Genomic DNA, 18,286 nt, shown 5'->3' with positions numbered 1-18,286 from the left:
AATCCCTTCCGTGATTGACGCGTCAATTATGTGCATCGTATGATTGACACGTCAATTGGAGGACCGATGACGGAGGACACACCGCGCGAGCGGCGGGGGCGGCAGCTGCCGACCATGGATGAGCTGCGGGTCTGGCGCGAGTTCATCGAGACCGCGGAGGCGCTGCGCTCGGCGCTGGCGTCCCGGCTGCAGAGCGAGACCTCGCTGTCGCCGGGGGACTATTCGGTGCTGCTCGCGCTCAGCGAGGCGCGTGACCGGCGGTTGCGCTCGTCGGACCTGGCCGCGGGCATCGGCTGGGAGCGCAGCCGGCTCTCGCACCATCTCGCCCGCATGGAGCGGCGGGGGCTGATCCGCCGCGAGGAGTGCGCCAGCGACAGCCGGGGGGCCGAGGTCGTGCTCGCTCCCGCGGGCGCGGAGTCGTTCCGCGACGCGACGGTGCCGCACCTGCGGGCCGTGCGCGAGCTGTTCGTCGACGCCCTGAGCGCGCAGCAGCTCGCCGCCGCCGCCGACCTCGCCGCCGCCCTGCGCACCCGCCTCGCCGCGAGCAGGCAGCAGGACGGATGAGGACGGATGAGGGCGGCGGCGCGGCGGGGCGGGACGAGTCCGGCCCCGCGGCGAGCGGTGCAGTGGGGCGGACGCGACCGGCGATCGCCCGGCTCAGCCCATCGCCTCGCGCAGCTCCGGGACCAGCTCGAAGGCGAGGAACGCCGCGCCCGTCGGGTCCAGCAGGAACGCGCCGACGCCGATGCCGGCGTCGACCGGTCCGGCCATGAGGCGGCCGCCCAGCTCGGCGGCGCGGGCCACCGTCGCTGCGCAGTCGTCGACCAGGATGATCGTGCGCCAGTGGGCGGGGGTGCCGGGCGGGTAGAGCTCGCCGATCGGGCTCATCCCGCCGACCACGCGGTTCGTGGCGACCCACTCGTGATACTCCTGGTGCGTGCCGGCCGAGCCGGCGCGTTCCGTCCAACCGAAGACCTTGCCGTAGAAGGCCACCGCGGCGGGGACGTCGGGGGTGACGACCTCGCTCCAGCAGATCGTGTTGGACTCGTTGGCGACCTGGGCGCCGGCGAACGTCCCACGCTGCCAGCCCCCGAAGACCGCGCCGGTGGCGTCGGCGAAGAGGGCGGAGCGTCCCCGGGTGCCGGCCTCGGCCGGCGGGGCCAGCACGGTGCCGCCGGCGTCGGCGACCAGCGCGGCGGTCGCCTCGACGTCCTCGGTCGACACGTAGGTCAGCCAGGCCGACGGGCGGCCCGGCGCGGCGGCGAGCCCGGCGACCGCCAGGCCGTGCCGCAGGAACGTGGTGGTCCCGTCGTCGGCGGGCGCGGTCGTCCAGTCGAACAGACCGCTGTAGAAGTCCGCGGAGCTTGCGGTATCGGCGCTGGTCAGCACCGTCCAGCACGGTGTCGCGGGGGCGTAGCCACGTACTCGCACCGACAACTCCTCCAGCAAGAATGGATCACCACCATAAGAAAAAAGGTCTGACCTTAGATCATCCGAAGGGTCATGGATGAGATGTCGAACGGGCGCCGCGAATACGCTGGTCCCGTGGCTGACCGAACTCCGGCCCGGCTCGACCCGGGCCGCGCGCAGATCCGTGATGCGGCGACGATGCGTGCGCTGGCGCACCCTGCCAGGATCGCGATCCTCGATCGGCTCTTCGAGGGTGGCGCGCCCGCCACGGCGACGGAGCTCGCCGAGGTCTGCGGGCTGTCACCCAGCGCGACCAGCTACCACCTGCGGGAGCTGGCCAAGGCTCAGCTGATCGAGGAGGCGCCGAGCCGCGGCGACGGCCGGGAGCGGGTGTGGCGCAGCCACCTGAAGGGCCTCAACATCGAGGCCGGCCCGGAGGGCGGCGCCGCGGAGAAGGCCGCCGACCGCGAGCTGTCGGTGATGTTCCTGGAGATCGAGGACGCCCGGGCCAGGGCCTGGCTGGCCCGGCGCGACGACGAGCCCTACGAGTGGTACACCGCCGCCACCTCGGCCGACCTGCAGATCCAGGTCACCGCCGACGAGCTGCGGGAGCTCAACGACCAGGTGTTCGCGCTGTTCGAGCGGTACGCCCGGTCCCGCCGCCCCGACCCGCCCGAGGGCTCGCGGCAGGTGAATGTGACGTACCGGTCCTTTCCCCGTATATAGGACATGCTCTAGCGATCAGTAGATGTGAAGGATTATTTTCGAAGCATGTCCTTCACATCTGCCCGTGACGTGTACCTGCTCGCGGTCGCGCGGGGCGTCTCGTTCCTCGGCGACTTCATGGCCGCCACGGCGATCGTGTTGGCGTTGCAGGAGCGCGGCGCGGGTGGGCCGGCGGTCGCCGCCGTGCTCATCGCGTCCGTGGTGCCGGTCGTCGCGCTGGCCCCGCTCGTCGGGCGGCTCGTCGACCGGGTCGACAGCCGGGTCCTGCTCACCGTCGTCGGGCTCGGCCAGGCCGCCTGCTGCACGGCGATGGCGCTGACCACCCGCACCTGGCTGCTGATCACGCTGGTCGGGCTGCTCGCCGCGGGGGTGGCGATCACGACCCCGACGTTCAACGCGCTGCTGCCGGACATGGCCGGGCCGGACGGTGTCGGCCGGGCGATGGCGATCGGGCAGACCGCCAACTCGGTCGGCTCGCTCGCCGGCCCGGCCCTGGCCGGCGTGTTCGTCGGCGCGTTCGGGCTGCGGATCCCGCTGCTCATCGACGCCGCGACCTACCTGGCCGTGGTCGCCGCCGGGCTCCTGCTGCACACCCGCCGGAAGGCGGCCGCCGGAGGGCCGGGCGGTGGCCGTACAGGATGGAAAATCCGCGAGGACAGATTCCTGCTGGCCATGACGTGCCTGGTCGGCGCGATCGTGCTCACGATCAACGTCGACATGGTCGTGGGCGTGTTCTTCATCCGCGAGACGCTCGGCGCCGCGCCTGCCGAGTTCGGGCTGGTCGAGGCGGCATGGACGGCCGGCATGCTGGCCGGCGGATGGATCGCGGCGGCCCGCGCCCGCGACGACGGCGCGCTCGGCCGCCTCATCGTGCTGCTCCACGTGGTGACCGCCGCCGTCGTGCTGGCGTCGGGCTTCGTGGGGACGGTGCTGCTCATGTACCCGCTGTGGCTGCTCGGCGGCGCCGCGAACGGCGCGGAGAACAACTTCCTCGGCGTGATCGCCGCCCGGCGCGTGCCGGGGGAGGTCCGCGGGGCGTTCTTCGCCCGCTTCGGCGCCGTGATCAACGCCGCCAACCTGCTCGGCTACGCCGCCGGCGGGGTGCTGGTCGGTCGCTTCGAGCCGCGCCAGATCGTGATCGGGTGCGGCGTGGCGGGCCTGGTCGCGGTGGCGATCTTCGGCGGCTGGATGTGGCGGGTCAGTGCGGCGGCTGGGTCAGCAGCTGCTTCGTCACTTCCCGGCACGTCTTCGTCCCGTAGTCCTTCCCCAGCGTGCTCGGGTAGTGCGCCATGACCCCGATCGTCCACCCGTCGCCGACGGCCATGCAGGCGATGTGCCACTGACCGTCGTCACGCGCCAGCCAGCCGTTCTTGATCGCGGTCGTCTTCTGCACGTCCGCCGGCAGCACCTCGATCGGCCCGAACCGCCCCGGCCCGCGCACGTTGCGCATCTCGTTGAGCAGCCAGCCGGTCCACTTCGGCCCCGCGGCCCGGCCGTCGCCGATGCACTTCGCCAGCCGCGCCACGTCCCGCGCCGACATCTGGGTCAGGCTCCACGAGTTCTGCGTGCCCTTGGTCTCGGTCAGGCCGCAGGTCGTGATCATGCGCTTGATCGAGGTCAGGTTGCCGTTCTGCACGTGGTACTTGAACGTGTTCTCGGTCTCGGAGTCGCGGATCATGCGGGACAGCTCGGTCAGGGCCGCCTGGGCGGGTTGCTTGCCCTGCTCCGCCTGCCGCCGCAGCCAGTCCGCGGCGACCCAGGCCTTGGCCATGCTCGCGGTGTCGCTCGTCGTGTACGGCGTCGACCCGTACAGCTTGTCTTCCTTCAGGTCGTAGAACGCCCACGACCAGAAGCCCTTGACGTTCATCGTCACGGGCTGCGTCGGGGTGAACAGCGGACCGCTCGCGCTCGGGCTCGGCGCCACGCTCTCGGTCGCGGCCGCCGGCTGCGTGCCCGCGGCGGACGCGCTTTGCGCGTTTTGCGGTTTTTGTTCGTTGGGCGTGCCGCAGCCCGCCAGGACGAGGGCGCAGACCAGCACTGCGAGGGGGCGTCGCACCCCATGAGGGTACGCGCTGTGACAATGACCGCCCGATCCGCTTGACCGGCGGATCCTGGGGCACCATGGGCGGTGTGCCTGCACTGCAGCGGCCCCGCGTCGGCCACATCCAGTTCCTGAACTGCCTGCCGCTCTACTGGGGCCTCATGCGCTCGGGCGCGCTGATCGACGTTGACCTGCACAAGGACTCGCCGGAGCGACTCAGCGCCGCCCTCGTCGCCGGCGACCTCGACATCGGCCCGATCACGCTGGTCGAGTACCTGCGCAACGCCTCCGACCTGCTGCTCCTGCCCGACCTCGCGGTCGGCAGCGACGGTCCGGTGCTGTCGGTCAACCTGGTGTCGACCGTGCCGCTCGAGTCGCTGTCCGGGCGGCGGGTCGCCCTCGGCGCCACGTCGCGCACCGGTGTGCTCCTGGCGCAGATGTACCTGGAGTCCAAGGTCGGCGTGACCCCCACGTACTTCCAGAGCCCGCCCGACCTGCCCCGCATGCTCGACGAGGCCGACGCCGCCGTGATCATCGGCGACGTGGCGCTGCGCGCCATGCACGACGCCCCCCAGCACGACTGGGACGTCACCGACCTCGGCCAGGCCTGGCGCGACTGGACCGGCCTGCCCATGGTGTTCGCCGCGTGGGGCGTGCGGCGGTCGTTCGCCGAGGCGCACCCCGGCCTGGTCAAGGACGTCCACGAGGCGTTCCTGCGCTCCAAGGACCTGTGCCTGACCGAGCTGGACGAGGTCGCGGAGGCGGCCGCCCGGTGGGAGACGCTGTCGGCGGCGACCCTGGCGCACTACTTCCGGGTGCTGGACTTCTCGCTCGGCGAGCGGCAGGTCGCGGGTCTGCGCGAGTTCGCCCGCCGGGCCACCGAGCGCGGCGTCGTGCCGGCCCTGCCGCCCGGCGGCCCCGAGTTCTTCGTCGGCTGACCCCGGCGCTCGTAACCCGCGCCGGGTTTGTCGCGGCCGAAGGTCGCGGGCTTGTCCGCGGCCGGCAGGTCGCGTCGCGGCCGTCCGCGGCCGCGTCTGTCACGACCGCAGGTCGTGTCCGGGTGACCGCACGCGGACCTGGCAGGGAGGCCGTTCGCGGCCGACCGGTGGCTGACGGGAGCGGCGGGCCGCGCCCACGACGGACCTGAGCAGGGAAAACGAGCGGCTAGGCCTGCAGCTGGCGGGTCACGCTGGAGCAGATCTCGGCGCCGTAGCCCATGCCCTTCGAGGACGGGTAGACGGTCAGGACGCTGAGCACCCAGTCGGTGCCGATGGCCAGGCAGTTGACGTGCCATTTGCCGTCGCTGCGGGCGATCCAGCCGTTCTTGACCGCCGTCGCGGCCTGCTCCTCGGCGGGGAGGGCGGGGACCACGCCGAACTCCTGGCTGCCGCTGACGTTGCGCATCTCGTTGAGGACCCAGTCGGTCCACTTGTCGCCGGCGGCGCGGCCGTCGGCGACGCAGGCGCCCATGCGTGCGGCGTCGCGGGCCGAGACCAGGGTGCTGGCCCAGTCGATATACGCCTTGCTGTCGGTGAGCCCGCACAGCTGCACGAGCCGCGTGATGCTGGCCGAGCGGCCGTTGAGCTGCCAGAAGTACGAGGCCGCGGTGTTGTCGCTGTTGCGGATCATCGAGGTCAGCTGGCGGAGGTTCGAGGTGCTCGGGCTCGGGGTGCGGCGCAGGTAGTCGGCGGCCAGCCAGGCCTTGATCATCGAGGCGGTGCGCTGGGTGATCGCCGCGTTCTCGGAGCCGGCCATCGCGCCGGTGCGGCGGTCGAGCACGGTCCAGGACCAGAAGCCGGTGGCGTTCACGGCGACCGGGGCGGGGTGCAGCAGCGCCGGCGGCAGGGACGGCGCGGCCGGCGCGGCGGGGGCCGCCTTGCGCGTCGCGGCGGGGGCGGGGGACTCGGGCGCAGTGGCGGCGGCGGGCGCGGCGGCGCTGGAACGGTAGTCGTCCAGGACGCCGCTGCCCCATACGTACGGCACGCCGACCATCACTGCGACGGCGAGCAGTACGAGCACGGTGAATCCGACGCGCTTGCGCATGGGTCGGTGGTCCCTCCCTGGCAGTCGCCCAATTGCATCGACGGCCGGTCATGAACAGGTGTTGCCGGTGTTAACAGGTCGTAAGGGATCTGGGGTGACCCGACGGGTGACGAACCCGGACAGTCTCTCCTTCCAACGCATTGCCCGCATCCCGGACGCGCTCAAAAGTCGCTGGTAGTTGCCTCGACGGCTGTGACACCTTCTTGCTGAGTCGGTCGGTTGCTGTAACACTGAGGGGGTGTACGGCAACGACTTCGCCCCGCTCCTCGAGCAGGTGGACAGCGCCGAGCGGGACCTGCAGCAGGCCGCCGGCCGTGACGTGGCGGCCGGGACGGACCTTCAGGACTACTTCGACACGATCGTCGCGGCGGATCAGAAGATCGAGCCGCGCGACTGGATGCCCGAGGCGTACCGCAAGACCCTGATCCGGCAGATCGCGCAGCACGCGCACTCGGAGATCATCGGCATGCAGCCGGAGGGCAACTGGATCTCCCGCGCGCCGTCGCTGAAGCGCAAGGCCATCCTGCTGGCTAAGGTGCAGGACGAGGCAGGGCACGGGCTGTATCTCTACGCCGCGGCCGAGACGCTCGGCGTCTCCCGCGACGAGCTGGTCGAGATGCTGATCGACGGCCGCCAGAAGTACAGCTCCATCTTCAACTACCCGACGCTGACCTGGGCCGACGTCGGCGCGATCGGGTGGCTGGTCGACGGCGCCGCGATCGTCAACCAGGTGCCGCTGTGCCGGTGCTCCTACGGGCCGTACGCGCGGGCGATGATCCGCGTGTGCAAGGAGGAGTCGTTCCACCAGCGGCAGGGGTTCGAGATCCTGCACACGCTGTCGCACGGCACCCCGGAGCAGAAGGCGATGGCGCAGGACGCGGTCGACCGGTGGTGGTATCCGTCGCTGGCCATGTTCGGGCCGCCGGACACCGACTCGACGCACTCCGAGCGGTCGATGGCCTGGAAGATCAAGCGGTTCTCCAACGACGAGCTGCGGCAGCGGTTCGTGGACATGTGCGTGCAGCAGGCCGAGGTGCTCGACCTGCGGATCCCCGACCCCGACCTGCGCTGGGACGAGGAGCGCGGGCACTACGCGTTCACCCAGCCGGACTACGACGAGCTGATGCGCGTGATCAAGGGCGACGGGCCCTGTAACCAGGAGCGGATGGCGCACCGCCGGCGCGCGCACGAGGACGGCGCGTGGGTGCGGGAAGCCGCGCAGGCGTACGCGGGGAAAAGAGAGAAAAGTGCTGTTTGAGGTGTTCGTTCGACCCCGGCGCGGCCTGTCCCACGCCCACGTGGGCAGCCTGCACGCGCCCGACGCCGAGATGGCGCTGCGCAACGCGCGGGACGTCTACACCCGCCGCCAGGAGGGCGTGTCGATCTGGGTCGTGCCGGCCGCGGAGATCACCGCGAGCAGCCCCGACGAGAAGGACGCGTTCTTCGCGCCCGCCGCCGACAAGGTGTACCGCCACCCGACGTTCTACGACGTGCCGGAAGGTGCGCACCACATATGAGCCACTTCGGGTACGTGCTCGGCCTCGCCGACGACGCGTTGATCGCCGCGCAGCGGCTCGGCGAGTGGTGCTCGCGCGCGCCGGAGATGGAAGAGGACATCGCGCTGGCCAACATCGCCCTCGACCAGCTCGGCGTGGCCAGGATGCTGCTGACCTACGCCGGCGAGCTGGAGGGCCGCGGCCGCACCGAGGACGACCTGGCGTACCTGCGCGCCGAGCACGAGTTCCGCAACGTCCGCCTGGTCGAGCTGGACAACGGCGACTTCGCGGTCACCATGGCCAAGCTGCTGTTCCTGTCGGTGTACCAGCGGCTGCTCTACGACCGGTCGATCGGCGTGGGCGACGAGCGCGTCGCCGCCGTGGCCGCGAAGGCGCGCAAGGAGTCGGCGTACCACGTCGATCACAGCGCCCGGTGGGTCGTGCGGCTCGGCGACGGCACCGAGGAGTCGCACCGGCGCATGCAGGCCGCGATCGACCTGGTGTGGCCGTACACGCACCAGCTGTTCCAGGTCGACCCGGACGTGCACGCCCTGGGCGTCGCCGGTGTCGTCGTCGACCCGTCCACGCTGCGCCCGGCGTGGCTGGCGACGGTCGACGCGGTGCTCGCCGAGGCGACGCTGACCAGGCCGGCCGACGTCGCGGCACCGGCCGGCGGGCGGGGCGCGCACACCGAGGCGCTCGCCAAGCTGCTCGCCGAGATGCAGGTCCTGCACCGCGCACACCCGGGAGCCCGCTGGTGACGCTGTTCGACGTGGTCGCCGCCGTCAAGGACCCCGAGCTGCGGGTCCTCAACGTCGCCGAGCTCGGCATCCTGCGGGACGTCACGGTCGACGGCGACGCCGTCACGGTGACGATCACCCCCACGTACTCGGGCTGCCCCGCGATGGACCTGATCCGCGCCGACATCGAGTCCGCGCTGCACGACGCCGGCGTCGCCCGGGTCGACGTGCGGACCGTGCTCGACCCGCCGTGGTCCACCGACATGATCAGCCCCGAGGGCAAGGCCAAGCTGGCCGCGGCCGGCATCGCGCCCCCCGCCCCGATGTCCGGCTCGGTGTTCGTCCAGCTGTCCGTGCGCTGCCCCAGGTGCGGGTCGCCGGCGACCGAGCAGCTGTCCCGGTTCGGCTCGACCGCGTGCAAGTCGCTGTGGCGCTGCACGGCCTGCCTCGAGCCCTTCGACGCGGTGAAGGCGCTATGACCACCCCGCTCAAGCTCCGCCGGCCCACGTTCCAGCGGCTGGCCGTCATGGACGTCGAGCCGCTCACCGACGACTCGGTCGTGGTGACCTTCGACGTGCCGGCCCCGCAGCGCGCCGCGTTCGCGTTCCAGGCCGGCCAGCACCTCACCGTGCGGCGCTTCGACGGCGACACCGAGATCCGCCGGTCGTACTCGATCTGCTCGACCCCGGCACAGCTGGCCCGCGAAGGGCTCCTGCGGGTCGGCATCCGGGCCGTGCCGGGCGGCGCGTTCTCCTCGTTCGCGGTCGCCGGCCTCTGCCCCGGCGACGAGATCGACGTGATGCCCCCGCTGGGCCACTTCACCAGCGCGTTCGACCCGTCGCGGACCCGGCACTACGCCGCGCTCGTGGCCGGCTCCGGGATCACACCGGTGCTGTCGATCATCGCCACGGCGCTGGACGTCGAGCCGTCGAGCCGGTGCACGGTCGTCTACGGCAACCGCGCCGCCGGCACCGTCATGTTCGCCGAGGAGCTCGCCGACCTGAAGGACCGGCACCGGGAGCGGCTGCACGTCATCCACGTGCTGTCCCGCGAGGCGCAGGAGTCGGCGCTGCTGTCCGGGCGCCTCGACGAGCAGCGCATCGGTGCCGTCCTCGACACGCTGCTGCCCGCGGGCACCGTCGACGAGTGGTTCCTGTGCGGGCCGCACGGCATGGTGCTGGACGCCCGGGTGGCCCTCAGCGTGCGGGGCGTCCCCGACGACGCCGTGCACACCGAGCTGTTCCATGTCGCCGATGTACCGGTCCCGGCCGCCCCTCGTACGGACGACGCCGCCGGCGTCACGGTCGACATCGTGCTGGACGGGCGCACGTCGCGGATCTCCATGGCCGCCGACGAGCGGATCCTCGACGCGGCGCTGCGCCAGCGGCCCGAGCTGCCGTACGCGTGCAAGGGCGGGGTCTGCTCCACCTGCCGGGCGAAGGTCGTGGAGGGCGAGGTCTCCATGGCGCGCAACTTCGCCCTCGAGCCCGACGAGCTCGCCGCCGGCTACGTGCTCACCTGCCAGGCCCTGCCGATCACGGACAAGGTCGTGGTGGACTACGACGCATGAGGCTCGGGATCGATCCCATCCGCCGCGGCGGCGGCTCCGAATGAACGACATGAGACCCGACCAGGAGGAGCTGTCCACGCAGCGGCTCGTCGCCGTGCCGGCCCCACAGCGGCGCGCCGACCCCGACGATCTGCTGAGCCGGGTCGCCAGGGGGGACGAGCGGGCCTTCGCCGAGCTCTACGACCTGCTGTCGCCGCGGGTGTACGGGTTGATCCGCCGCGTCCTGCGCGACCCCGCCCAGTCCGAGGAGGTGGCGCAGGAGGTCATGGTCGAAGTGTGGCGCAACGCCGGCCGCTTCGACGGCACCCGCGGCTCGGCGACGGCTTGGGTCTTCACGATCGCCCACCGCCGGGCCGTCGACCGGGTCCGGGCCGAGCAGGCGAGCAACGACCGGGCGCACCGGGTGGCCGCGAGCAGCGTCGACACCCCGTACGACGACGTGGTCGAGACCGCCACCGCCCGCATCGAGCAGCAACAGGTCCGCCGCTGTCTGGACGGCCTCACCGACCTGCAGCGCGAGGCGATCACCCTCGCCTACTACAACGGCAACAGCTACCGCGAGGTCGCCGACCTGCTCGGCGCCGCCCTGCCGACCATCAAGACACGCATGCGCGACGGGCTGATCCGGATGCGGGACTGCTTGGGGGTGGCGTTCTGATGGCCGAGACGGTGGACATCCACGCGCTGGCGGGCGCGTACGCGCTCGACGCGGTCGACGACGTGGAGCGTGCCGCGTTCGACCGGCACCTGCGCGACTGCGAAGCGTGCGCGGTCGAGGTCGCCGAGCTGCGGGAGACGGCGTCCTGGCTGACCCACGCGGTCGCGTCGCCGCCGCCGCCCCGGCTGCGGGAGGCGGTGCTGGCGGAGATCGGCCGGACCGCGCAGGAACGGCCCCGCCGCAGCGCGCCGGGTGCCGGGCGGTCGCGGCGGTCCCGGCTGGTGCGCTGGGCCGTCGCCGGGGTGGCCGCGGCGGTGCTGGCGGCCGGGGTCGGGGTCGGCACGTGGACGGTGGCGCAGCAGGGGGTACGGCAGGAGAACGCCAGAATCGACGGGGTCCTCGCCGCCCCGGACGCCCGCCTGGTCTCCGCCGAGATGGGCGGCGGCCGGGTGACGCTGGTCGTGTCGCCGTCGCGCGACGCCGCGGTGGCGGTGCTGGACGGGCTGGACGACCCCGGCGCGGACAAGGACTACCAGCTGTGGATGCTCGACTCCGCCGGGCCCCGCTCCGTCGGCGTGGTCGCCGGCGGGACGGGGCGGCGGTACATCGAAGGGCTGGCGTCCGGTTTCGCGGTGACGAAGGAGCCGGCCGGCGGATCGGACCGGCCCACCGAGCCGCTCGTCGGGCAGATCAGGCTGTGACGGCCTCGGTCCGTTGAGGCCTCGTTTCAGGCTTTGAGCGCCTCGTCGATCGCGATCTGGTCCTCGGGCGTGGGGACCCAGGCGCCGGCGGCGACGTTGGCCCTGACCTGCTCGGCGCTGGTGGCACCGGCGATCACGCTGGTGACCGCCGGCCGGGCGGCCAGGCCGCCGATGGCGACGGTGAGCAGGTCGACGCCGCGTTCCCGGCCGACCGCCTCGAGGCGTTCGATCGTGTCCCAGGGCGCCGCCGCGAGGACCTTGTCGAAGCCGTCCCGGGCCAGCCGGGTGCCGGCCGGGGCCGCCTCGCCGCGCCGGTACTTGCCGGTCAGCAGCCCGTGCGCGAGCGGGAAGAACGGCAGCAGGCCCAGCCCGTAGTGCTCCAGCGCCGGCACCAGATCCTGCTCGACGGAGCGCTCGAGCAGCGAGTAATAGTTCTGGGCGCTGACGAACGGCGTCAGGTGCCTGCTCCGCGCGGTCCACGCGGCGTCCGCGGCCTGCCAGCCGCTGAAGTTCGAGTGTCCGATGTACCGGATCTTCCCGGCCTGGACGAGGGCGTGGAGCGCGTCGAGCGTCTCCTCGATCGGCGTCTTCGGGTCGGGCGCGTGCAGCTGGTACAGGTCGATGTAGTCGGTGCCGAGCCGGCGCAGCGACGCCTCGACGGCCCTGGCGATGTAGCGCCGGCTGCCGCGGGCGCCCCAGTCGGGCCCGTTGGCGCCGCGCGCGTCCATGCCGAACTTGGTGGCGACGATGACGTCGTCGCGCCGCTTGCCCAGCGCCGCGCCGAGTGCCTCCTCCGAGGCGCCGGGGGTCGCACCATAGATGTCGGCCGTGTCGAAAAGCGTGACGCCGAGGTCGATCGCGGCGTGGACGACCTCCGCCGCCCGGTCCGCGTCGATGCGGCCGCCGAAGTTGTTGCACCCGATGCCGACGACGGAGACGGTCAGACCCGAGGCGCCGAGGCGCCGATAGCGCATGTCAGTCACTTGGTGATCCTAGGCACGACAGGTCGCGGGGCCCTGCCGGACGGCTTCATCGCCAACGTAGTCTCGGGGTGTGACGGAAACTCCGGTGATCAGCGACATCCTGCAGCGCGCCGCCGACGGCGGGCGGATCAGCCCCGAAGAGGCGCTGCTGCTCTACACCGACGCCCCGTTCCACGCGCTGGGTGAGGCGGCCGACACGGTGCGCCGCCGGCGCTACCCGGACAACATCGTCACGTACCTCATCGACCGCAACATCAACTACACCAACGTCTGCGTGACGGCGTGCAAGTTCTGCGCCTTCTACCGGGCGCCCAAGCACGCCGAGGGCTGGACCCACGGCACCGAGGAGATCCTGCACCGCTGCCAGGAGGCCGTCGACCTCGGCGCGACCCAGGTGATGCTGCAGGGCGGTCACCACCCCGACTACGGCGTCGAGTACTACGAGGAGCTGTTCTCCGCCGTCAAGCAGGCGTTCCCGTCGCTGGTCATCCACTCGATCGGGCCGTCCGAGGTCCTGCACATGGCGAAGGTCTCCGGCGTCTCCATCGAGGAGGCGATCCAGCGGATCAAGGCCGCCGGCCTGGCCTCCATCGCCGGCGCCGGCGCCGAGATGCTCCCCGAGCGCCCGCGCAAGGCGATCGCCCCGCTCAAGGAGTCCGGCGAGCGCTGGCTGGAGGTCATGACCCAGGCCCACCGCCTCGGCGTCTCCTCGACCGCCACGATGATGATGGGCACCGGCGAGACCAACGCCGAGCGCATCGAGCACCTGCGCATGATCCGCGACGTGCAGGACAAGGCCGTCGCCAACGGCTACACCGTCGAGGCCGACCTGGCCGGCACGGTGGGCGGTTTCCGGTCGTTCATCCCGTGGACGTACCAGCCGGAGAACAACCACCTCAAGGGCCGCACCCAGGCGACCAGCCTCGAATATCTGCGCATCGTCGCGGTGGCCCGGCTGTTCTTCGACAACATCGCCCACCTGCAGTCCTCGTGGCTCACCACGGGCAAGGACGTCGGCCAGGTGTCGCTGCACCTCGGCGTCGACGACCTCGGCTCGATCATGCTCGAGGAGAACGTCATCTCCTCCGCCGGCGCCCGCCACCGGTCCCGCCTCACCGAACTGGTCCAGATGATCCGCGACGCGGACCGCATCCCGGCCCAGCGCGACACCCAGTACCGCCACCTCCGCGTGCACTGGACCCCAGCCGACGACCCCACGGACGACCGCGTGCAGTCACACTTCTCCTCGATCGCCATCCCCGGCGGCGGCACCGGCCGCTCCATCCCGCTGACCCCGGTGTCGTCATGAGCCGCGCCTCGCTGGACAAGCAGCCCCACGAGGTCGCCGCCATGTTCGACGGCGTCGCCAAGCGGTACGACCTCACCAACACCGTCATCTCCGGCGGCCAGGACCGCATGTGGCGCCGCGAGACCCGGCTGGCCCTGGGCCTGAAGCCGGGCGAGCGCGTCCTCGACCTCGGCGCCGGCACCGGCGTCTCCACCGAGGAGCTCGCCAAGTCAGGCGCCCAGGCCGTCGGCGTCGACCTCTCCATCGGCATGCTCCAGGCCGGCCACGTCAAGCGCCCCGCCGTCCCCCTCCTCGCCGGCGACGCCCTGGCCCTCCCCTTCGCCGACGAGACCTTCGACGCGATCACCATCTCTTTCGCCCTGCGCAACATCGTCGATACCGACGCCGCCCTCCGCGAGATGGCCCGCGTCACCAAGCCCGGCGGCCGCCTGGTCATCTGTGAGTTCAGCCACCCGACGTGGCGCCCCTTCCGTGGCGCGTACCTCGGGTACCTGATGAAGGCCCTCCCGCAGGTCGCCAAGCGCGTCTCCAGCAACCCCGACGCCTACGTCTACCTGGCCGAGTCGATCCGCGCCTGGCCCAACCAGGAAGGCCTGGCCGCCCGCGTCACCGCCAACGGCTGGCGCAAGGTCGCCTGGCGCAACCTCACCGGCGGCGTGGTCGCCCTCCACCGAGGCTTCCGGGTCTGAGCTGCTTTGAACCCGGGCTGGTCTGAGCCCGGGCTGGTCTGGGCCCGGGCTGTTTCGGGCCTGGGCTGGTCTGGGCCCGGGCTGTTCCGGGCTTGGGCTGGTCTGGGGCCGGGTTGTTTCGGGCTTGGGCTGGTCTGGGGCCGGGTTGTTTCGGGCCTGAATTGTTTGAGCCGGACTGTCTTGGGCGCGGAGTGCGGGTCCGGGCCGGTTTGAGCTGGTCTGAGCCTGCGCCGCGCCAGCCCGAACGGCTGAGTCGCGCCGCGTGTGCCCGAGCGGCTGAGCTGAGCCCGATCGCGCCGCCCCGACCTGAGCACGCCGACCTGAGCGGGCTTATCAGGGAGGCGCATACCTGAGCATGCCGACCCGAGCGGGCTGGTCTCCGCCACGCCGCGTCAACCCAGCGGGCTGGGCTGGGCCGGGTCGCGCCGCCCTGAGCACGCCGATCGGGCGGGCTGGGCCGCGCCGCGTCGGCCCGAGAGCGGTCTGGCTGGGCCGCGCCGCGTCGGCCCGAGCGAGCTGGGCTGGGCCGCGCCGCATCGGCCGAGCGCTGAGCTGAGCCAGTGCGCTGCGGCGGCCTGAGCACCCCGACCTGAGCGGGCTGGGCTGAGCCCGGGCTGGTCCGAGCCTGAGCCGCCGCGCCGCGCCGACCTGAGCGAGCCAGGCCGCGTCGCGCCGACCGAGCGAGCCAGGCCGCGTCGCGCCGACCTGAGCGAGCCAGGCCACGCCGCGCCAACCGAGCGAGCCAGGCCACGCCAGGCCGACCTGAGCGAGCCGCGCCGCGCCGGGCCGACCTGAGCAAGCGCGCCGCGCCGCGCCGGGCCGGCTTGAGCGAGTCGCGCCGCACCATCTTGAGCGACTTGCGCCGGGCCTACCCGAGCGAGCTGGCCGGGCTGGGCTGGGCCTGCCACCTGGCCGCCTCGGCGGCGGGTCTCACGTTCCACGGCTCCGCGCGGTCATGCTCGCCGGCGGGTAGGCACTGCCCGCCGCCAACCCGAACTGCCCATGGCCTCCGCCGGCACACCGCACGGAGGCGGGACGAGGGCGACGACGGCAACCCCTCGGCGTCAGTTCAGGCGGACCGGCGGCCAGCCGGCTCGTGAGAGGCGGCGGCCGGACCACTGGTTGCGGTCGGCACCAGCGAAGGCCCGCCCGCCCTCGCTCAGCCGCAGATCCCCGCGAAGCCGCACGTCCCCCTCCACCGGCACGTCTCCCTCCGCCGGCCCCTCCCCACCCAGCCGTCGCCCTCAGCCCGCCGGAGGCCCAGTCCCACCCGGCGGCCTCCAGCACGCGCCGGTGCCGCACTGCCATCGTCGCCGTCACCAGCGCACCGGGGTCAGCCGGTCCAGGTGCTGGCGCAGCTCCGCCACCAGGTCCGACGGGCGGCTGGTCAAGTCGCCCCAGGTGTAGGTGACGACCGTCCAGCCCGCCGCGGCCAGCCGGGTGTGCCGCTCCCGCAACGGTGCCGGCTCCAGCTCGTCGATGCCCAGCTCGATGACCAGCTTCGCCTCGGGGAAGACCAGGTCGCCGAGGCCGATCAGGCCCCACCGGTCGCTGATCGGCTCGTGCGGGCTCCACCCCCAGATCCCCGCCCGCTGCAGCAGCTTCCCGGCGAGCCGCAACGCGGCCGTGCGGTTGCCCAGCGCCACCGTGCGGATCAGCCGGACCAGCCGCGGGGTCCCGTGCCGGCCGGTCGCGTCGCGGATGCGGCTGGCCAGCTCGGGCATCGTCGTCCAGCACTCCTGCAGCGCGGTGGTGAGCAGGGCAGAGGCCACGCCGTCGGGCAGGAGGCGGGCGCAGTCGAAGACGGTGCGGTCAGGGCCGGTGACGCGGTGGCCGTCGATGATCTGCACGTCGGTCTCCGGCACCTCCTGCGTCAGGACGTGGACGTGCCGCAGCCGCGGACGCCGGCCGGCGAGCGCCACGAACGTCTCGGTGCTCGGCATGGTCCAGCCGTGCCACCTGGCGGCCGACGGGCCGGCGAGCACGGCACCGGGAAGGGCGAGCTGGGCGGCCACGTCGCGCAGCCGCGGGGTCACCGGCAGGCCCCGGTCGGCGAAGACGTCGCGCAGGACGGCCATCCAATCGCCGGCCTGCACCTTGGTCCTGATTCGCGCACTGGTGTATCCGCAGCTCAGAGCCTGCTGCCGAGTGAAGAGGCCGCACTGGTCGGCGGCATGTGCGTCGAGCCGGTCACGCTCCGGCTGCCCGGGGTTCATGATGTCCGAGGATCGTCATGTACCCATCCGAAGTCGACGCACAAGAATTTTCTGTGGATAACCCACCACGATGATCGCTATTTGCCACCGCGCCGATACCGACCTACCAGTGCCTTGTCGTCCGATTTGCCGATCTAGGTGACCGCTCGGGTGACAACTTAGGGTCGCCTAACCGACAGTGGGCCGCTCCGCGGTTCTAGACTCCCACCAGAGTGACTTTGTGAAGACTTTCACGAGCCGGAAACCACCGGTCAGCGTGACGAAGGGCAGGAGGTGACGGCTGTGACCGACACTGGAAACGACGCGGATGTCATCGTCGTCGGCGCTGGGCCCGGCGGGTCGTCCGCCGCGTTCCACCTGGCCCGGCACGGGCTGCGGGTGCTGTTGCTGGAGAAGACCGAGTTCCCCCGGGAAAAGGTCTGCGGCGACGGGCTGACCCCTCGTGCGGTCAAGCAGCTGATCAAGATGGGCATCGACACCACCGAGGAGAAGGGCTGGCTGCGCAACCGCGGCCTGCGCGTCATCGGTGGTGGCGTCCGGCTCGAGCTGGACTGGCCCGAGCTCGCCAGCTACCCGGACTACGGCCTGACCCGCACCCGCATGGACTTCGACCAGATGCTGGCCACGGCGGCGACGGACGCGGGCGCCGTGCTGCGCACCGGCACGCCGGTGACGGGGCCGATCCTCGACCGCACCGGCCGGGTGGTCGGCGTGACCGCGACCGGGCCCGGCAAGGAGCCGCTGGAGTTCCGCGCGCCCCTGGTCATCGCCGCCGACGGGGTCTCCGGCCGGTTCGCGCTCGCGCTGGGCATCGCCAAGCGTGAGGACCGGCCGATGGGCGTGGCGGTCCGGCAATACTTCCGCAGTGAGTTCCGGCACGACGACGACTACCTGGAGTCGTGGCTGGAGCTGCGCAGCCGGGAGTCCGGCGACAAGCTGCTGCCGGGTTACGGTTGGATCTTCGGCCTCGGCGACGGCCGGGTCAACGTCGGCCTCGGCGTGCTCAACAGCAGCGTGGCCTACGGCAAGACCAACTACAAGACGCTGCTCGCCGACTGGCTGGACAACACGCCGGCCGAGTGGGGCCTGTCGGACCCGGCCAACGCCGACGGCAAGCCACAGGGTGCCGCCCTGCCCATGGGCTTCAACCGGGTGCCGCACTACACCCGGGGCGTGCTGCTGGTGGGTGACACCGGCGGCATGGTCAACCCGTTCAACGGGGAGGGCATCGCGTATGCCATGGAGTCCGGCGAGCTGGCGGCGGAGATCGCCATCCAGGCTCTCGCCCGCCCGCAGGGCACCTCGCGCGAGCGGGTGCTCGCCAACTACCCCGCCGAGCTCAAGGCGCGCTACGGCGGTTACTACCGGCTCGGCAACATCTTCGTGAAGCTCATCGGTCAGCCGCAGGTGATGCGGATGGCCACCAAGCACGGCATGCCCCACCCCATGCTCATGCGGTTCGTGCTGAAGCTCCTCGCCAACCTCACGGACCCGCGAGGCGGCGACGCCATGGACCGCGTGATCAACGCAATGACCCGCATCGCACCCGCGGCGTGAGCGCCGGCAGTGCGGTCGAGAGCTAAAAGCACAGCCCAAAGCCGCATTTGGGGTGCCCCGGACGAAGCCGTCCGGACATCACCGAATAGTGTTAAACCGCATACAGCTTGAGTGGTCCCCAGGGGCGGCAGCCCCGCGGGCTCGCCG

The 18,286-nt window shown here is 72.1% G+C and carries 19 protein-coding genes; 14 read left to right on the top strand and 5 right to left on the bottom strand.

Going from position 1 to position 18,286, the window contains the following annotated elements; translation table 11 throughout:
- Positions 1-66 precede the first annotated feature (66 nt).
- Positions 67-564: a MarR family winged helix-turn-helix transcriptional regulator gene (locus tag OP18_RS34510; RefSeq protein WP_033363278.1), complete on the top strand. Its 498-nt coding sequence runs from the start codon at positions 67-69 to the stop codon at positions 562-564.
- A 93-nt stretch (positions 565-657) separates the two neighbouring features.
- On the opposite strand, the gene OP18_RS34505 is transcribed toward OP18_RS34510, so the two are convergent.
- Entirely contained in the window at positions 658-1,431 is a 774-nt protein-coding gene (locus OP18_RS34505) for a VOC family protein (protein ID WP_156090000.1), read from the bottom strand.
- 114 nt (positions 1,432-1,545) lie between these two features.
- Between OP18_RS34505 and OP18_RS34500 the strand changes: the two genes are divergently transcribed.
- Together OP18_RS34500 and OP18_RS34495 are read left to right on the top strand one after the other, a co-directional pair.
- Entirely contained in the window at positions 1,546-2,136 is a 591-nt protein-coding gene (locus tag OP18_RS34500) for an ArsR/SmtB family transcription factor (RefSeq protein WP_245635620.1), read from the top strand.
- A gap of 45 nt (positions 2,137-2,181) precedes the next feature.
- Positions 2,182-3,429, top strand: coding sequence for an MFS transporter (locus OP18_RS34495; RefSeq protein ID WP_063745668.1), 1,248 nt, complete (start codon positions 2,182-2,184; stop codon positions 3,427-3,429).
- Here the strand turns inward: OP18_RS34495 and OP18_RS34490 are convergent.
- Positions 3,335-4,192 carry a hypothetical protein gene (locus OP18_RS34490; RefSeq protein WP_156089999.1) on the bottom strand — a complete coding sequence of 286 codons (858 nt, stop codon included), beginning with the start codon at positions 4,190-4,192 and terminating at the stop codon, positions 3,335-3,337. The two genes, OP18_RS34495 and OP18_RS34490, sit on opposite strands and share 95 nt — an antisense overlap.
- Positions 4,193-4,266: 74 nt before the next feature.
- Between OP18_RS34490 and OP18_RS34485 the strand changes: the two genes are divergently transcribed.
- Complete coding sequence (locus tag OP18_RS34485) at positions 4,267-5,115, top strand: menaquinone biosynthetic enzyme MqnA/MqnD family protein (RefSeq protein WP_245635619.1); 849 nt, start codon at positions 4,267-4,269, stop codon at positions 5,113-5,115.
- Between the two features lie 226 nt (positions 5,116-5,341).
- On the opposite strand, the gene OP18_RS34480 is transcribed toward OP18_RS34485, so the two are convergent.
- Entirely contained in the window at positions 5,342-6,220 is an 879-nt protein-coding gene (locus OP18_RS34480) for a serine hydrolase (protein ID WP_033363276.1), read from the bottom strand.
- A gap of 238 nt (positions 6,221-6,458) precedes the next feature.
- Between OP18_RS34480 and paaA the strand changes: the two genes are divergently transcribed.
- From paaA to OP18_RS34445, 7 genes are read left to right on the top strand one after another with little or no spacing between them, the layout of a single operon-like run.
- Complete coding sequence (paaA, locus tag OP18_RS34475; RefSeq protein WP_033363275.1) at positions 6,459-7,478, top strand: 1,2-phenylacetyl-CoA epoxidase subunit PaaA; 1,020 nt, start codon at positions 6,459-6,461, stop codon at positions 7,476-7,478.
- A complete protein-coding gene (gene paaB / locus OP18_RS34470; RefSeq protein WP_245635625.1) occupies positions 7,471-7,737 on the top strand; it encodes a 1,2-phenylacetyl-CoA epoxidase subunit PaaB in 267 nt (88 codons plus the stop codon). Before paaA ends, paaB begins: the two co-directional genes overlap by 8 nt.
- Complete coding sequence (gene paaC / locus OP18_RS34465) at positions 7,734-8,477, top strand: 1,2-phenylacetyl-CoA epoxidase subunit PaaC (RefSeq protein ID WP_033363273.1); 744 nt, start codon at positions 7,734-7,736, stop codon at positions 8,475-8,477. Before paaB ends, paaC begins: the two co-directional genes overlap by 4 nt.
- Positions 8,471-8,935 carry a 1,2-phenylacetyl-CoA epoxidase subunit PaaD gene (gene paaD, locus OP18_RS34460; RefSeq protein ID WP_033363354.1) on the top strand — a complete coding sequence of 155 codons (465 nt, stop codon included), beginning with the start codon at positions 8,471-8,473 and terminating at the stop codon, positions 8,933-8,935. Before paaC ends, paaD begins: the two co-directional genes overlap by 7 nt.
- Positions 8,932-10,026: a 1,2-phenylacetyl-CoA epoxidase subunit PaaE gene (paaE, locus tag OP18_RS34455; protein ID WP_033363272.1), complete on the top strand. Its 1,095-nt coding sequence runs from the start codon at positions 8,932-8,934 to the stop codon at positions 10,024-10,026. The genes paaD and paaE overlap by 4 nt, the downstream gene beginning before the upstream one ends.
- 49 nt (positions 10,027-10,075) lie before the next feature.
- On the top strand, positions 10,076-10,684 hold the full coding sequence (locus OP18_RS34450; protein WP_081971368.1) for a sigma-70 family RNA polymerase sigma factor: 609 nt from the start codon (positions 10,076-10,078) through the stop codon (positions 10,682-10,684).
- Complete coding sequence (locus OP18_RS34445) at positions 10,684-11,385, top strand: anti-sigma factor (protein WP_033363271.1); 702 nt, start codon at positions 10,684-10,686, stop codon at positions 11,383-11,385. The genes OP18_RS34450 and OP18_RS34445 overlap by 1 nt, the downstream gene beginning before the upstream one ends.
- 26 nt (positions 11,386-11,411) lie before the next feature.
- Here OP18_RS34445 and OP18_RS34440 read toward each other — a convergent pair whose 3' ends face one another.
- Positions 11,412-12,359, bottom strand: a complete 948-nt coding sequence (locus tag OP18_RS34440; protein WP_033363270.1) for an aldo/keto reductase — start codon at positions 12,357-12,359, stop codon at positions 11,412-11,414.
- 79 nt (positions 12,360-12,438) lie between these two features.
- On the opposite strand from OP18_RS34440, the gene mqnC reads away from it, so the two are divergent.
- Entirely contained in the window at positions 12,439-13,677 is a 1,239-nt protein-coding gene (gene mqnC / locus OP18_RS34435) for a cyclic dehypoxanthinyl futalosine synthase (protein WP_033363269.1), read from the top strand.
- Entirely contained in the window at positions 13,674-14,366 is a 693-nt protein-coding gene (locus OP18_RS34430) for a demethylmenaquinone methyltransferase (protein ID WP_033363268.1), read from the top strand. Before mqnC ends, OP18_RS34430 begins: the two co-directional genes overlap by 4 nt.
- A gap of 1,316 nt (positions 14,367-15,682) precedes the next feature.
- On the opposite strand, the gene OP18_RS34425 is transcribed toward OP18_RS34430, so the two are convergent.
- Positions 15,683-16,462, bottom strand: a complete 780-nt coding sequence (locus OP18_RS34425; RefSeq protein WP_156089998.1) for a PDDEXK family nuclease — start codon at positions 16,460-16,462, stop codon at positions 15,683-15,685.
- 402 nt (positions 16,463-16,864) lie between these two features.
- Here OP18_RS34425 and OP18_RS34420 point away from each other — a divergent pair, with 402 nt between their 5' ends.
- Positions 16,865-18,139, top strand: a complete 1,275-nt coding sequence (locus OP18_RS34420; protein ID WP_033363266.1) for a geranylgeranyl reductase family protein — start codon at positions 16,865-16,867, stop codon at positions 18,137-18,139.
- The last annotated feature ends 147 nt before the right edge of the window (positions 18,140-18,286 follow it).

It is taken from the genome of Dactylosporangium aurantiacum, from assembly GCF_000716715.1.
GTDB classification, from domain to species: Bacteria; Actinomycetota; Actinomycetes; order Mycobacteriales; family Micromonosporaceae; genus Dactylosporangium; species Dactylosporangium aurantiacum.
This window is presented reverse-complemented; position numbering and strand designations above follow the sequence as displayed.

What these genes read in the sequence shown, in the direction of transcription:
- OP18_RS34510 (WP_033363278.1), top strand. Translation starts at nt 67, where the DNA reads ATGACGGAGGACACACCGCGCGAGCGGCGGGGGCGGCAGCTGCCGACC.
- OP18_RS34495 (WP_063745668.1), top strand. Translation starts at nt 2,182, where the DNA reads ATGTCCTTCACATCTGCCCGTGACGTGTACCTGCTCGCGGTCGCGCGG.
- OP18_RS34480 (WP_033363276.1), bottom strand. Translation starts at nt 6,220, where the DNA reads ATGCGCAAGCGCGTCGGATTCACCGTGCTCGTACTGCTCGCCGTCGCA.
- paaC (WP_033363273.1), top strand. Translation starts at nt 7,734, where the DNA reads ATGAGCCACTTCGGGTACGTGCTCGGCCTCGCCGACGACGCGTTGATC.
- paaE (WP_033363272.1), top strand. Translation starts at nt 8,932, where the DNA reads ATGACCACCCCGCTCAAGCTCCGCCGGCCCACGTTCCAGCGGCTGGCC.
- OP18_RS34450 (WP_081971368.1), top strand. Translation starts at nt 10,076, where the DNA reads ATGAGACCCGACCAGGAGGAGCTGTCCACGCAGCGGCTCGTCGCCGTG.
- OP18_RS34445 (WP_033363271.1), top strand. Translation starts at nt 10,684, where the DNA reads ATGGCCGAGACGGTGGACATCCACGCGCTGGCGGGCGCGTACGCGCTC.
- OP18_RS34440 (WP_033363270.1), bottom strand. Translation starts at nt 12,359, where the DNA reads ATGCGCTATCGGCGCCTCGGCGCCTCGGGTCTGACCGTCTCCGTCGTC.
- OP18_RS34430 (WP_033363268.1), top strand. Translation starts at nt 13,674, where the DNA reads ATGAGCCGCGCCTCGCTGGACAAGCAGCCCCACGAGGTCGCCGCCATG.